Origin of the sequence: Actinomadura meridiana (assembly GCF_039537545.1) — a bacterium.
In the GTDB taxonomy this organism is placed as follows: domain Bacteria; phylum Actinomycetota; class Actinomycetes; order Streptosporangiales; family Streptosporangiaceae; genus Spirillospora; species Spirillospora meridiana.
Genome location: NZ_BAABAS010000006.1, coordinates 806,045 through 819,475 on the forward strand (window position 1 = coordinate 806,045; position 13,431 = coordinate 819,475).

General features: G+C 70.6%; 12 protein-coding genes. 3 read left to right on the top strand and 9 right to left on the bottom strand.

Annotated features, from left to right (window positions below; genetic code table 11):
- Positions 1-15 precede the first annotated feature (15 nt).
- From ABD808_RS16670 to ABD808_RS16700, 7 genes are all read right to left on the bottom strand, one after another.
- Positions 16-2,715: a fumarate reductase/succinate dehydrogenase flavoprotein subunit gene (locus tag ABD808_RS16670; protein WP_344897258.1), complete on the bottom strand. Its 2,700-nt coding sequence runs from the start codon at positions 2,713-2,715 to the stop codon at positions 16-18.
- A complete protein-coding gene (locus ABD808_RS16675; protein WP_344897261.1) occupies positions 2,715-3,461 on the bottom strand; it encodes an ABC transporter ATP-binding protein in 747 nt (248 codons plus the stop codon). Before ABD808_RS16675 ends, ABD808_RS16670 begins: the two co-directional genes overlap by 1 nt.
- Positions 3,458-4,288, bottom strand: coding sequence for an ABC transporter permease (locus ABD808_RS16680; protein WP_344897264.1), 831 nt, complete (start codon positions 4,286-4,288; stop codon positions 3,458-3,460). Before ABD808_RS16680 ends, ABD808_RS16675 begins: the two co-directional genes overlap by 4 nt.
- Positions 4,285-5,730: an ABC transporter substrate-binding protein gene (locus ABD808_RS16685; protein WP_344897267.1), complete on the bottom strand. Its 1,446-nt coding sequence runs from the start codon at positions 5,728-5,730 to the stop codon at positions 4,285-4,287. Before ABD808_RS16685 ends, ABD808_RS16680 begins: the two co-directional genes overlap by 4 nt.
- Positions 5,731-5,737: 7 nt before the next feature.
- Positions 5,738-5,965 (bottom strand): 4Fe-4S dicluster domain-containing protein, encoded by a 228-nt coding sequence (locus tag ABD808_RS16690; RefSeq protein WP_131763497.1) that lies wholly within the window; start codon positions 5,963-5,965, stop codon positions 5,738-5,740.
- A gap of 102 nt (positions 5,966-6,067) precedes the next feature.
- Positions 6,068-6,847, bottom strand: a complete 780-nt coding sequence (locus ABD808_RS16695) for a GntR family transcriptional regulator (RefSeq protein WP_344897270.1) — start codon at positions 6,845-6,847, stop codon at positions 6,068-6,070.
- Positions 6,848-6,987: 140 nt separating this feature from the next.
- The gene (locus tag ABD808_RS16700) at positions 6,988-7,842 is read right to left on the bottom strand and encodes an SDR family oxidoreductase (protein WP_344897273.1); all 855 of its coding nucleotides are present in this window, start codon (positions 7,840-7,842) and stop codon (positions 6,988-6,990) included.
- A 146-nt stretch (positions 7,843-7,988) separates the two neighbouring features.
- On the opposite strand from ABD808_RS16700, the gene ABD808_RS16705 reads away from it, so the two are divergent.
- On the top strand, positions 7,989-8,921 hold the full coding sequence (locus ABD808_RS16705) for a TetR family transcriptional regulator C-terminal domain-containing protein (RefSeq protein ID WP_344897276.1): 933 nt from the start codon (positions 7,989-7,991) through the stop codon (positions 8,919-8,921).
- Between the two features lie 14 nt (positions 8,922-8,935).
- Positions 8,936-9,601 (top strand): helix-turn-helix domain-containing protein, encoded by a 666-nt coding sequence (locus ABD808_RS16710; protein WP_344897279.1) that lies wholly within the window; start codon positions 8,936-8,938, stop codon positions 9,599-9,601.
- On the opposite strand, the gene ABD808_RS16715 is transcribed toward ABD808_RS16710, so the two are convergent.
- A complete protein-coding gene (locus ABD808_RS16715; protein WP_344897281.1) occupies positions 9,573-11,063 on the bottom strand; it encodes a pyridoxal phosphate-dependent decarboxylase family protein in 1,491 nt (496 codons plus the stop codon). The two genes, ABD808_RS16710 and ABD808_RS16715, sit on opposite strands and share 29 nt — an antisense overlap.
- An 831-nt stretch (positions 11,064-11,894) precedes the next feature.
- Here ABD808_RS16715 and ABD808_RS16720 point away from each other — a divergent pair.
- Entirely contained in the window at positions 11,895-12,344 is a 450-nt protein-coding gene (locus ABD808_RS16720) for a hypothetical protein (RefSeq protein WP_344897284.1), read from the top strand.
- Positions 12,345-12,601: 257 nt separating this feature from the next.
- On the opposite strand, the gene cobF is transcribed toward ABD808_RS16720, so the two are convergent.
- A complete protein-coding gene (gene cobF, locus ABD808_RS16725; protein ID WP_344897286.1) occupies positions 12,602-13,354 on the bottom strand; it encodes a precorrin-6A synthase (deacetylating) in 753 nt (250 codons plus the stop codon).
- Positions 13,355-13,431 lie beyond the last annotated feature (77 nt).

The following is a 13,431-nucleotide window of genomic DNA, read 5'->3' on the forward strand; positions in this document are numbered from 1 at the left end:
AGTCCGATCCTCTGGTCAAGGCAAGGAGACGAGCGACCGCCGCGCGTACGCTCGGACGTCTGCGTCGACGTCGGAACTGGCCCGGCGCAGCGCTTCGGCGGCGTCGGTCTCGGTGTCCGCCCAGCGGCCGAGGGCGATGACGGCGGCCTTGCGGACGTCCAGGTTCAGGTCGTCCAGGGCCTTCACCAGTGGGCCGACGGCCGACGGCGCGGATGCCGCCGCCAACGCGCGGGCCGCGCCGACGCGCACCTCCCAGGACGGGTCGCCGAGCGCCCCGGCGGCCGTCGCGTCCAGCGGCGCGGGGCAGCCGATCCCCGCGAACGACGCCAGCGCGGCGGCCCGCACCAGGTCGTCGGGGTCGTCCGCCAGCCCGGCCAGCAGGGGAGCGGTGGCCGGGTCGCCCGCCGAGCCGAGCCCGTGGGCAGCGGCGACGCGTACCTCACGGGACGAGTCGCGCGCAGCCGGAGCCAACTCCTCGGGCGCGCCGACCGAGACGAGCCCCTCCACGGCGCGCAGCCGGACCCGGTGGTCGCCGTCGTCCAGCGCCGCCGCGAAGACCGGACGCTCCGCCAGCCGCAGGACGCGGAGGACGTCGAGCGCGGCGGCCCGGACGAGCGCGTCCCCGTTGTCGAGCGCGGACGTCAGGTCGTCGCGCAGCCCGGACGTGGCAGGCAGCACCTCGACCAGTTCGCGCAGCGCGGTCGCGGCGGCGCGGCGCACCGAGGCGTGCCCGTCACCGAGCGCGCCCGCCAGTGCGCGGCCGAACCCCTCCGGCACGACCTCGGTCAACGTCGCCACCGCCGCCCGCCGCACCTTGGGATCGGGGTCGGCCAGGTAGGACGTGAACGCCGCCAGCTCCGGCTCCGTGTCGGCGAGACGCTGGACTTCGAGGATGCGCGGCGACCGGCCGAGCGCGGGCGCCGCCGCCGTCCCGATCCGGGCCGGGGCCGCCCCGCCGGGCTCCGCACCCCCAGCGAGGGGCCCCACCGGCCCGAGGACGACCGTCTCGCCGCCCTCCGGGACGGTGAACTCCTCCACCGGCACCAGATAGGGCGCGACCGGACGCTTCAGGAACTCCATCGCCCCGTCGCCGCGCCGCCGCAGGTTGAGATGGCAGAACCAGGAGTCGTCGTCGCGTCCCGGCAGGTCGGCGCGGTCGTGGTAGAGGCCCCAGCGGCTCTCGGTCCGGGCCAGGGAGGCGCGCGCCGCCATCTCGGCGCAGTCGCGGATGAAGCTCACCTCGACGCAGCGCATCAGCTCGTGCGGGGTGCGGGCGCCCATCGCGGCGATCTCGTCCTCCATCCGCACGAAGGACTCGACGGCGATCTCCAGCTTCCGCGCCGTCTTGGCCGGGGCGACGTAGTCGTTGACGAACCGCCGCAGCTTGTACTCCACCTGCGGTTGCGGCGGGCCTTCCGGATGCCGCAGCGGCCGGTAGACGAGCGCGTGGGCGGCGGCGATCTGCGCCTCGTCCAGCGAGCCCGGGGCGGTGTGGGCGGCGGCGTGCTCCCCGGCCAGGTCGCCGAAGACGAACGCGCCGATCATGTAGTTGTGCGGGACGCAGGCCAGGTCACCGGCCGCGTACAGGCCGGGGACGGTGGTGCGGGCGTGGTCGTCCACCCACACGCCCGACGCGGAATGCCCTCCGCACAGCCCGATCTCGGAGATGTGCATCTCCACGTCGCGTGTCCGGTAGTCGTGGCCGCGCCCGGCGTGGAACGTGCCCCGGGTCGGCCGCTCGGTGGTGTGCAGGATGCCTTCCAGCGCGGTGATCGTCTCATCGGGCAGATGGCTCAGCTTGAGGTAGATCGGCCCGCGGGCGGAGTCGATCTCCCGCTTCACCTCGGCCATCATCCGCCCGGACCAGTAGTCACAGTCGACGAACCGTTCCCCTCGGGCGTTGACCTGGTATCCGCCGAACGGGTTGGCGACGTAGGCGCAGGCGGGCCCGTTGTAGTCCTTGATCAGCGGGTTGATCTGGAAGCACTCGATGCCGCTCAGCTCGGCGCCCGCGTGGTACGCCATGGCGTAGCCGTCCCCGGCGTTGGTGGGGTTCTCGTAGGTGCCGTAGAGGTAGCCGCTGGCGGGCAGGCCGAGGCGTCCGCACGCGCCGGTCGTCAGGATCACCGCACCGGCCGCGACGGTCACGAACTCGCCGGTCCGGGTGTCGAAACCGACCGCGCCGACCGCCCGCCCCTCGTGCGTCAGGACCCGCACCGGCATCACCCGGTTCTCGATCGTGACCTTCTCGCGGATCGCGCGGCGCCGCAGTACCCGGTACAGGACCTTCTTGACGTCCTTGCCCTCCGGCATCGGCAGCACATAGCTCCCGGACCGGTGGACGCGCCGGACGGCGTACTCCCCGCGCGCGTCCTTCTCGAACTTCACGCCGTAGCCCTCCAGCCGCCTGACCATGGCGAAGCCCCGGGTCGCGGTCTGGTGGACGGTCCGCTGGTCGACGATGCCGTCGTTGGCGCGGGTGATCTCGGCGACGTAGTCCTCCGGCGTCGCGCGGCCGGGGATGACGGCGTTGTTGACGCCGTCCATGCCCATGGCGAGGGCGCCGGAGTGCCGGACGTGGGCCTTGTCGAGCAGCAGCACCGACGCGCCGCGCTCGGCGGCGGTGATCGCGGCCATGGTGCCCGCCGTGCCACCGCCGATGACGAGCACGTCGCAGCGCAGTTCGCGGCGCTCGGTCGGGTCGGGGACGCGCATCACGCGGCCCCCTCGGCGACGAGGCGAGCCGGGACGGCGCCCAGCTCGGCGAGGATCTCCGACCGGAGCCGATCGTGATCGTGCCGTCCCGTCACCGCGAACTCGGCGGTGATCCCGGCGGTGCCGAGCACCACCACGCGGTCGCCGAGCGTCAGCGCCTCGTCCACGTCGTGGGTCACGAACACGACGGTGGCGGGCGCGTCCTCCAGCACCTCCGCCAGCAGCCGCTGCATGGACCCGCGGGTCTGGGCGTCGAGGGCGCCGAACGGCTCGTCCATCAGGATCGCGCGCGGCGACGCGGCCAGGGTGCGGGCGAGCTGGACGCGCTGCCGCATCCCGCCCGACAGCTCCCGGGGCAGCCGGTCGGCCGCGTCGCCGAGGCCGACCCGCGCCAGCCAGTCGTCGGCGGCCCGGCGCCGTTCGGCCCGGCGCGCGCCGCCGATGGCGGGGGCCAGCTCCACGTTGCGGCGCGCCGTCCGCCAGGGGAGCAGCGCGTCGTCCTGGAACACCAGCGCCCGGTCGCGGGACGGTCCCGTGACCGGCGCACCGCCCGCCAGGATCCGGCCGCTGGTTGCAGGCAGCAACCCGGCGAGGGCGCGCAGCAACGTCGACTTTCCGCCGCCCGAATGGCCGACGACGACGAGGAACTCCCCGGCGGGCACGGTCAGGTCGAGGCCGGTGAGCACCGGTTCGCCGCCGTAGCCGAGGGTGACGCCGTCCATCCGCAGGTCGAGTCCGGTGGTCATCGGTCACTCCCTTCCCGCCGGGGCAGCCAGCGGGTCGTCCACCGTCCGGCCAGCTCCACCGCCCCGGACGTGAGCCAGCCCAGCACCCCGATGGTGATCATGCCGACGAGGACGCCGGGATAGTCGACGATCGTGTACGCCTGCCAGGTGCGGTAGCCGACGCCGAAGTCCCCGGAGATCATCTCCGCGGAGATCACGCAGATCCACGCGACGCCCATGCCGACCGACAGGCCTCCGAACACGCCGGGCAGCACCCCCGGCAGGACGACCCCGAGCAGCACCCTGGCCCGTCCGCCGCCCAGGGTCCGGACCGCGTCCTCCCAGGCCGTCGGCAGGGCCCGCACCGCGTGCCGGGTGCTGACCAGGACGGGGAAGAACGCCGCCGCGAACGTGATGAAGACGATGCCCTGCTCGTTGGCGGGGAACAGCAGGATCGCCACCGGCACCAGCGCGATCGCCGGGATCGGCCGCACCACCTCGAACAACGGTTGGAGCAGGTCGGACGCCCACCGCGAACGGCCCACCAGAATGCCGAGCGCGATGCCCGCGACGGCCGCCAGCGCGAAGCCGGTGAGGATGCGCACCAGGCTCTGCGTCACGTCGGCGTAGAACTGGCCGTGCCGGAGCTGGCGGCCGAACTCCTCGGCGACCTCCGCCGGTCCGGGGAAACGGTCGAAACGGACCCACAGCCGCACGTTCGCGGCGGTCAGCAGTTGCCAGGCGCCGAGCGCGGCGGCGAGCGAGACGACCCGCAGCGCCCAGCGGGGCGCGGCCGCCGCCCGCCGCTGGGCGGCCCGGACTGTGGGACGAGCTGCCAGCACGGTCATGACCGCTTCACCGCCTCCGCGTAGGGCACATCCTTCGCGCCGGAATGGGCCGTGACGTATTTGCGGGCGCCCTCGGCGGTCGCGAACGGTTTGAACCGGTCGTCCTTGGCGGCGCCCGGATCCTCAACCCACGACATCCGGTCGGCGAACCATCGCGTGCCGGTCACGGCGTCGGGGATGTAGACCGCGCGGGTTCGCCTGCCGCCCGCCTGGACGGTGCGCAGCAAGCACACCGGGCTCGCCACCGGACGGATCGTGCTCTCGCCGTCCACCCACACCTCACCGGCGCGGGCCGGATCGTCGACCTTCGTTCCGCAGACCTGGTCGGTGCCGGTGATCGCGGCCGGGTTCGCCGTGGACGCGACCGCGCCGTCATAACCGGAGCCGTAGACCTTGCGCAGGTAGGAGTCGTTGACGAACGACTTCAGGTCGATCGAGTCGCGCAACACCCCGATCGACTTCAGGAACGGCACGTCATGGGCGAGCGCGGCACTCAGCCGGGGCTTCATCGTCGTGTCGAACGTCGCGACGCCGCCGCGCCCGTTGTAGAGGTAGATCGTCTCGACGGGCAGCCCGGTCACGGCGGCCACCGACTCGGACGCCTTCAACGGCTCGCGATGCAGGTAGCCGGTGGCGTCGATCTGCGCCCGCAGGAACGCCGCCAGCACCTTCGGCCGCTCCTCGGCGACCCGGTGCGGCACCACCACCCCGTGGAAGGTCGGGACGTCGAGGTCGCCGCCGTCGTACAGCAGCCGCGCCCCGTCCTTCTGCACCAGCAGCCCCGGCCAGGCCACGAACTGGGCGAGGCCCGCGACGCCGCCCGACTGCAAAGCCGAGACGCCGACCGACGGCGTCTGGTTCTCGATCTTGACGCCCTTGCCGGGGTCGATGCCGTACTTGCCGAGCGCCTGCACCAGCGTGCCGTGCCCCGCCGAGCCGACGCTCGCCGAGACGCTCTTCCCCTTCAGGTCGGCGAGCGTCCGGGCCCGCGAGTCGCCCGCCACCACGACCCCGTTCAGGGATCCGCGCAGGTTGTAGCCGGTCACCGACACGAACTCGGTGCGGGCGTCCGCGCCCTGCGCCTGCGCGCGGGTGCCGTTGATGAGCAGCGGATAGTCGCCCATCGACCCGATGTCGATCTTCTCGGCCAGCATCTGGGCGGTGATGGACGCGCCCGTCTCATAGTCCTGCCAGACGACGCGGTAGGTGCGTCCCTCCGACTTGCCCAGTTCGGCCAGCCGCTTCTCGAAGTAGCCCAGGGAACGCAGCAGCGTCCCGGCGGTGACCGTGTTGATGGTCTTGGACTGGTAGCCGACGACGACCGTCGTGGCGCCGTCCCCGCTCGCGGCGTTCCCGGCCACGGTGCAGCCGCTCGCCACCGCCACGGAGAGGGCGGCGACGGCGGCCCACCGGGTCGGTCTCGGTTCGCTCTTGGTTGTCATCGGATCCTCAACGCAGCAGGTAGGGCATGTTCACGGTCACGGCGCCCGTCGGGCAGCGGTCGGCGCAGGGCCCGCAGTACCAGCACTCGTCGACGTGCATGTAGGCCTTGCCGGTCTCGGGGTGGACGGCGAGGGCGTCCAGCGGACACACGTCGATGCACAGCGTGCAACCGTCGATGCACAGGGCCTCGTCGACCGTCACGGGGACGTCGGCGCGGTTCTCCACCAGCGACATGGGGATGCTCCAGAAGGTCGTGGGCAGGACGAGCGGGTCGTGGGCAGGACGAACAAGACGCACGGCGACGCGGGCGTCAGAAGCGAGGGGCAGGGGCAGGGGCTAGCCGGGCGACGCGCGGGGCCCGCGCCGCGACGTGCCGCGCAGGGTGATCCGGTCGCCGCGGAACCGGATGTACTCCAGGTCGACCGGGCGGCCGTCCGCCAGATGCGTCATCCGCTCGACCATCAGCAGGGCCGCGCCGCGCGGGACGTCCAGCGTCGCGGCCGAGTGCGGGTCGGCGTTGACGGCCTCCACGGTCAGTTCCGCCCGTCCGAGGGGCTGCCCGGCGATCCGCTCCAGCAGGACGAAGATGTCGTTGTGCGCCAGGTCCTCGGCCAGCAGCGGCCCGCCGAGGTCGCGGGCGACGTAGGTCAGGTCGAGCGAGAGGGGCCGCCCGTCCAGGCGCCGCAGTCGCTCGATGTAGACGACGCGCTCTCCCGCCGCCACCTCCAGCCGCCGCGCGATCTCCCCGGGCGGTTCGATCAGCCCGGTCGTGCGGACCTGGTTGGTGACCTCCCCATGTCCGCCCAGCGTCTCGGCGAGTCCGAGGAGAACCTCCAGCCCATGCGCGTACTTCTCCCCGGCGACCACGGTGCCGACCCCCGGACACCGCTCGACCAGGCCCTCGCCGCACAGCAGCCGCAGCGCCTCGCGCACGGTGTTCCGCGACGTGCCGAACTCGATCATCAGCTCGGGCTCGGACGGAAGCGCCCCGTCGGCGAAACCGCCGAACAGCACCTGCCGCCGCAGCACGTCCGCGACCTGCCGGGCACGGTCGGCGCGCAGCCGCCGTGCGTCGGTCAGGGAGAGGGGTTCCGCCACCGCGTTCTTCCTGGTCACTCGGTCAACATACTAAAGCAGTCGGAATAGTGGAATAGAGGACGTGTTACGCCACCCGGCCACTCCCGGAACCCCTCTCCCACCTGCGGTTTCACCGAACGGCGAGCCCCGCTCCGCCACCCCGTGACGGGCGGGCCGTCTCAGCGGAAGTCGTCGACGTGGTCGGCCGCCCAGGTGTCGAAACCGGTCGGGGGGTATCCCAGGACGTCCTGGACGGTGGAGGTCGCCGGGGAATTCCCAGCGGCCGCGTCATCGAAGAAGCGCACCACCGCTTCGGCGTCGGAATCGGACATGTCCTGTGAGAACGCCCGCAGTGCCGCCTCGCGCGACAGCTCCGTGACCGGGATCTCCGTGCCGAGGGCCCGGCCGATCGCGGCGACCTGGCCGCGCAGGGAGAGCCGGACCGGGCCGGTCAGCATCCCGCTCACCTCGGACGCCGCGGCCCCGGTCAGCGCGGCGCAGGCGACGGCGGCGACGTCCCGCTCATGGACCGGCGCGGTCATCGCCTGCGGCCGGTACAACTCCAGGCCCCCGGTGGCGCGGATCTCGGACGCCCAGCGCAGCGCGTTCGTGGCGAGGACGAGCGGACGGATCGGCACCACCGGCACGTCCGAGTCGGCGAACGCGGCCTCGACCTCACGGTGCTCCCTGGTGATGGGGTTGCCCGCCGAGGTCGGATGGATGACGCTCCCCGACGACAGCAGCACGACGCGCTCCACCCCGGCGGCACGGGCGGTCTCGACGACACCGTCGACACCCTCGCGGTGCGCGTAGAGGAACACCTGCCCGGCACCGTCGAACGCCGGGACGAGGCTCGCCGGGTCAGTCAGGTCGGCGGCGAACACCTCGACGCCATCCGGGAACTGGCCTGGCCGTGGCCGCCGGGCGGACGCGCGAACCGGGACGCCCTTGTCCAGAAGCCGCCTCAGAACGAACTTGCCGACACTTCCGCGGGCTCCCATGACCAGGGTGGGCTTGCGTAGAAGATCTGGCACAACCGGCTCCAATGCGTGAGTCGCGATGCGCCATGGAGACCCGGTCGGCCGATGGGGCGTTCCGACGCGGCACCCCACCACGGGTCAGCATAGCCCGCCAGGCCCGTGCCCATGACTCTGTACCTACTAGTATGTATAGTAGGTGTGTGAACGCGAGAGAACGGCTTGTTGAGAGCACCCGTGAGCTGCTGTGGGAGCGGGGCTACGTCGGGACGAGCCCGAAGGCCATCCAGCAGCGGTCGGGTGCCGGGCAGGGCAGCATGTACCACCACTTCGCGAGCAAGGAGGCTCTCGCCCGCGCCGCCATCGACCGCACCGCCGACGACCTGCGGACGGCGGCCGACGAGCTGCTCTCCGCCCCCGGAACCGCCATCGAGCGGGTCGCCGCGTATCTGCATCGCGAGCGTGACGTCCTGCGGGGCTGTCCCATCGGCAGGCTCACCCAGGACCCCGACGTCATGGCCACGCCCGCGCTTCGGGAGCCGGTCGAGGAGACCTTCGCCTGGTTGCGCGGTCGGCTGGCCGAGGTGCTGCGGGAGGGCGTCGACGGTGGAGAGCTGAGCCCCGCCCTGGACCCGGCCGCCACCGCGTCCGCGATCGTCGCCTGCCTCCAGGGCGGCTACGTCCTGGCCCGCGCGGCGGACACCACGGCCCCCTTCGACCAGGCGATCGAGGGCACCCTCGCGCTACTCCGCCTCCACGCCGTCGTCACGCACGGCATCGGGCGTGTGCAGGGCCGGGGCGGGGCCGTCTCGGCCATTCGGGCCGGTGACACCGTCCGCATCGCGCCCGGTGAATGGCAATACCGTCTTGCCGACGATGCCGAGAACGGTTCGCCGGTCGTTCGGTCGCCGGTTCTGGACCAGTTCTTGGCAGAGCCCCACAACACTCATCGGGTCGAGGTTCGGCGCATCACCATCGCTCCGGGGCACGCGGCCGGACGGCATGTGCACAATGGTCCGGTGTTCGGGAGCATCGAGACCGGCTCGGTGGTCTATCAGATCGAGGGTGTGACGTTTCTGGGCTACTTCCTGCTCGCCGCCGATGAGAAACCCGAGATCGAGTTCATCGAACAATGAGAAACTTAGGGCGCGTGACCGGCTGTGCCACCGCGATGCTGGCAGGCGTCATCGACCTTCCGGTGACGCCGCTGACGTCCCAGCTCGACCCGGCCAAGGTCCGCATGGGGAAGCCGAGGGTCCTCGGCCTGCGGACCCTCACGGAGGGCGCGGAGCAGTCGGTCGCCGACGACGCCGACGACCGGTCCGTGCGGTTGTCCGCCGACGTCCTGTTCGCGGTCGACAAGGCTGACCTGACGCCGCGCGCGGACGGATCCGATCCGAGTCCGCAGAGGATGGGGACCACCGGCGGCGTCACGCTCGTCGACTCCGCCCGGCAGACGCGCTACAACCCGCTGAGCACCCAGAATGGCCCCTGCACGTGCAGCATGATGGCTTTTCAGGAGGCCAAGCACGTTCTCGGGCCGGGCGAGAGCCTCGTCTTGTGGGACGCCTACAAGCCTCCGTCGGACGCGACGAACCTGGAGTTGCAGATCCCCTGGGAGAAGGGCGCCGACGCCGTGGTGGCACCGCACGAATACCTGGTGTCCCGGCGGATCGACGCGGCCCGCGCGCTGGTGAAGACCGGCCTGCCGCTGCCTGAGATCGCGCAGCGCACCGGATTCGCCGACCAGAGCCATCTGCACCGGCACTTCACCCGGATCGTCGGGGTCACGCCGGGTCGCTACCGCCGGGCCTGAGCCGGGACGCCTCGTCGGCGAGACGCTCCAGCAGCGCGATCACATCCTCGATGTCGCGGGCCGTGGTCTCGGGGTGGGTGACGCACAGGCGCAGCACCGGCCGTCCGTGGATCTCCGTCGTCAGGATCAGCGCGAAACCGTCCTCCAGCGTGCCCGCCGCGATCCGGCGGGTGAGGGCGTCGACCTGGTCTTTCGTCGCCCCGGGCACGCGCGGACGGAACGTGACGATCGCGAGCTGTGCCGGGCTGACGATCTCCCACCGGTCGCCGCCGAGCTGTTTCTCGGCATGCTCGGCGAGTTCGATGCCGTGCTCGATGGCCTGCTGGAACCCGTCCAGGCCGAACGTCTTGAACGACATCCACAGCTTGAGCGCCCGGAAACCGCGGGTGAGCTGCGGCCCGATGTCGTAGTAGTTCAGCGGGGCGGACCCGTGCCGCGTCTCCCGCAGAATCTCGGCGTTCATGCTGTAGGCGTCGAGCAGCGCGCTCTCGTCGCGGACCAGGACGCACCCCGCCTCGTACGGCTGGAACCACCACTTGTGCGGGTCGAGGGCGATGGAGTCGGCGCGTCCAAGCCCGCTGAGCAGCCCTCCGGCCCGCTCGGACAGAACAGCGGCGGCCCCGTACGCGCCGTCCACGTGCAACCACAGATCATGCTCCGCGCACAGGTCGGCCAGCTCGTCGAGAGGGTCGACGGCACCGGTGTTGGTCGTGCCCGCCGTCGCCACGACGCAGGTGGGCCACAGCCCGGCGTGCTCGTCCCGGGCGATGTGCTTCCGGAGCGAGGCGACGTCCATCCGCTGGTGGGCGTCGGTGCCGACGACCCTGATCTGGTCGGGGCGGAAACCGATGAAGCCGAGTCCCTGACGGATCGAGCCGTGGGTCTGGGACGTGACGTACACCAGCCCGTCCCCGTCCCCGTCCCCGTCCCCGTCCCCGTCCCCGTCCCCGTCCCCGTCCCCGTGCCCGTGCCCGTCGCCGTTCCGGGTGCGCGCCGCGTGAATCGCCACCAGATTGGCCATGGTGCCGCCGCTTACGAACAGCCCTCCGGCGGTCGCGGGGAAACCGCAGACCGTCCGCAGCCAGTCAATCGTGATCCGCTCCATGACGGCCGGACCCGCCCCCACCAGCCACTGCCCGGCGAACACGTTGAGCCCGGACGCGAGGAAGTCGGCCACCGCCCCCACATAGGTGCTCGGACCGGGAATGTACGCCAGGAAACGCGGATGGTCGGTGTGCACGATGTTGTCGCGCACCTGCCGCACGGCCTCCGACATGACCTCGAAGGCGTCGCCCGGCTCGATGGGGAGCCCGCCGTCGAGAAGAGCCTCGATCTCCTTACGGTCCGAGGGCCCCCCGACCGGCCGCTCACGCAAGGTCGCCAAATGGTCGACGACCTGGTCCACCGCCTGATACCCCAGTTCCCGCATGTCCGTGGCGGAAAGCCGCAAGGGAACGTCCACAGATCCTCCTCAAACGCACGTGAACGCAACCCTCGCAACGACCAGCCCAAACCGTCTTGAACGATCTGCTCAGACTGCGAAGGCGGGCGACGAGGAGGGCCCTATTGCGGCTGGCCACTCTGGACAGGGCCGCTCGCAGGGGTGGACGGTGTGCCCGAAGCGGTCAGTGACGCGGACGGCGTACGCATGGTCGCTGCCGGGAGTCAGCCCGGTATCGGCGTAGCTGAGGGTCGGCGGATTCCAGAAGTCAGAGGGCGAGCTGTCACCTATGTCATTTGGACATTTGTCCAATCGGGCCGCACCCGAAGTGTCGACCGGGACGCCGATAGTGTTGGCGGCGGCGCGGTCCAGGCGCCCACCATGCAGGCAGACCCACTACATTCCGAGCGTCCGAAAAGTCGCCGATCACGATCACGAACGCGCCGTTGACGGCAAGAGGCTGAAAGCTCGACCTGGTATGCCCGACCCGCCGGTCAGGCCAGGGCCAACGCTCCAAGCGGAGTGGCCGACAGCGTCGGCCGCGCAGGGTTCGCGCCTCGCCATTATTCGGATGACTTGAGCAAGTTGGCAGGCAATAATACCCATGTAAGTACGATGAGGTGAAGGTGGATTGCTGTGAGTGATCTTTCGAGGCGAGCGTCCCTGGCTCGATGGAAGTGGAAAGCAGCTAAGGCGCGTGTCGCTGTGGCAGACGTTTTCGAAGCTCACGGTCAGTATTTGACTGGAGACTGGTGTGACCATGGAGACTGCCTGAGCTTGACGCAAAGAGCCCAGCGTCTCGGTGGCTCTCCTGATCGCTTCATTCAGCGCTGGCCTGTCAAACGTCAGCTCATGGACGCGACGCAGTCGTGTGGACGCTCAATATGCGAGTTCGAGTATGTCTTTGTCTCCATCATGGACGAGCCGGATTCTGAGTGGATCCGTGTGTCGACGCCAATCATTCTGGACGAGCTCGTCCCGGCCGCATGCGAGTGGATGACTGATGGGTTCATCTCGCTCGAGGCAGTGACGAATTCCATACTGAGCGTGGACGTGGAGGAAAAGCGTGGTCGGTCGATCATTGAGACGACGCTGATCGGGCATGGCTTTGCGGAGCTTCTGAGTTGCCTCAGTGAATCTGGTCCGGCGCCGCAAACCATCGTTGATCAGGACCGGCTGCGTGAGCAGAGAGGGTACGGGGAGGGGCGTCATGGGCGTGCACGTAGTCCTGATGCGCGTTCAACAGCAAGGGACCAGCCCCAGGCGACGACGTTTGAGCTATGTGGAGTCCGCCTCGGATGAACGGGACAGGTTTGCCCGGCTATGCGAAGCGAGCGAGCTTCCGATGCTGAGCCGAGTGGACCCTTATCGAACGTTGATCCTTACGTCTCAAGAGATGGAGCAATTCATTTCTGAAATAGGGGTGGAGCTGGCGCGTTCGGGTGATCGGCAAGTTCGGGACGTTCTGGAGGAAATACTCCGGCTGGCTCGTGAATGCAAGGATGATCGCGCGACGGAACTTCATCTTCAAGGCGATTGATCCCGCAGGGGATTCTTCGTCAGGATTCTGCGTTGGGTGGGGTGCGGCGGAGGAGGTAGGTGTCCATGATCCAGCCCTTGCGGGTGCGGGCCTCGGTGCGGGCGGCGCGGATCTGGTCGGCCACCTCGGTGACCGGGCCGGAGATCAGGATCTCGTCCGGGGTGCCCAGGTAGGCGCCCCAGTAGATGTGGAAGTCGTCGGCCGCCTCGGTGAACGCGCAGGCCGCGTCCAGCATGACCAGGACGTCGTCGGCGGTGGTGCCCTCGGCTGCGAGGCGGCGGCCCGTGGTGATGTGGACGGGGCGTCCCACCTGGGTGAGGGGGACGCGGTGCCGGGCGGTGAGGGCCGAGACGCTGCTGATGCCGGGGATCACCTCGTGCTCGAACTCGGCTTCGACCTCGTCCAGGGCGGCGAGGGTGCTGTCGTAGAGGGCCGGGTCGCCCCAGACCAGCAGGGCGCCGGTCTGACCGTCGGCGAGTTCGTCGGTGATGAACGACTTGTAGATCTGCGCGCGGCGGGAGCGCCAGTTCTCGACGGCGGCCGTGTACGCGGGGGCGGTGCGGTCGCGTTCGGGGTCGCGGGCCTCGACGATCCGGTACGGGTCGCGGGCATGCGCGGCGATGAGGTCGTGCCGCAGCTGGGACAAGTCGTGTTTGGCCTCGCCCTTGTCGACCAGGAGGAAGACGTCGGTGGCGGCGATGGCCTTGGCCGCCTGGAAGGTGAGGTGGTCGGGGTCGCCCGCGCCGATCCCGATGAGCAACAGCCGCTTCACCCGAGTAAGTGTGACAGAACGGCACGGACCCTCTGTGGGGGACGACCCCCACACCCCCCAGAACGGCGTGTATAGGC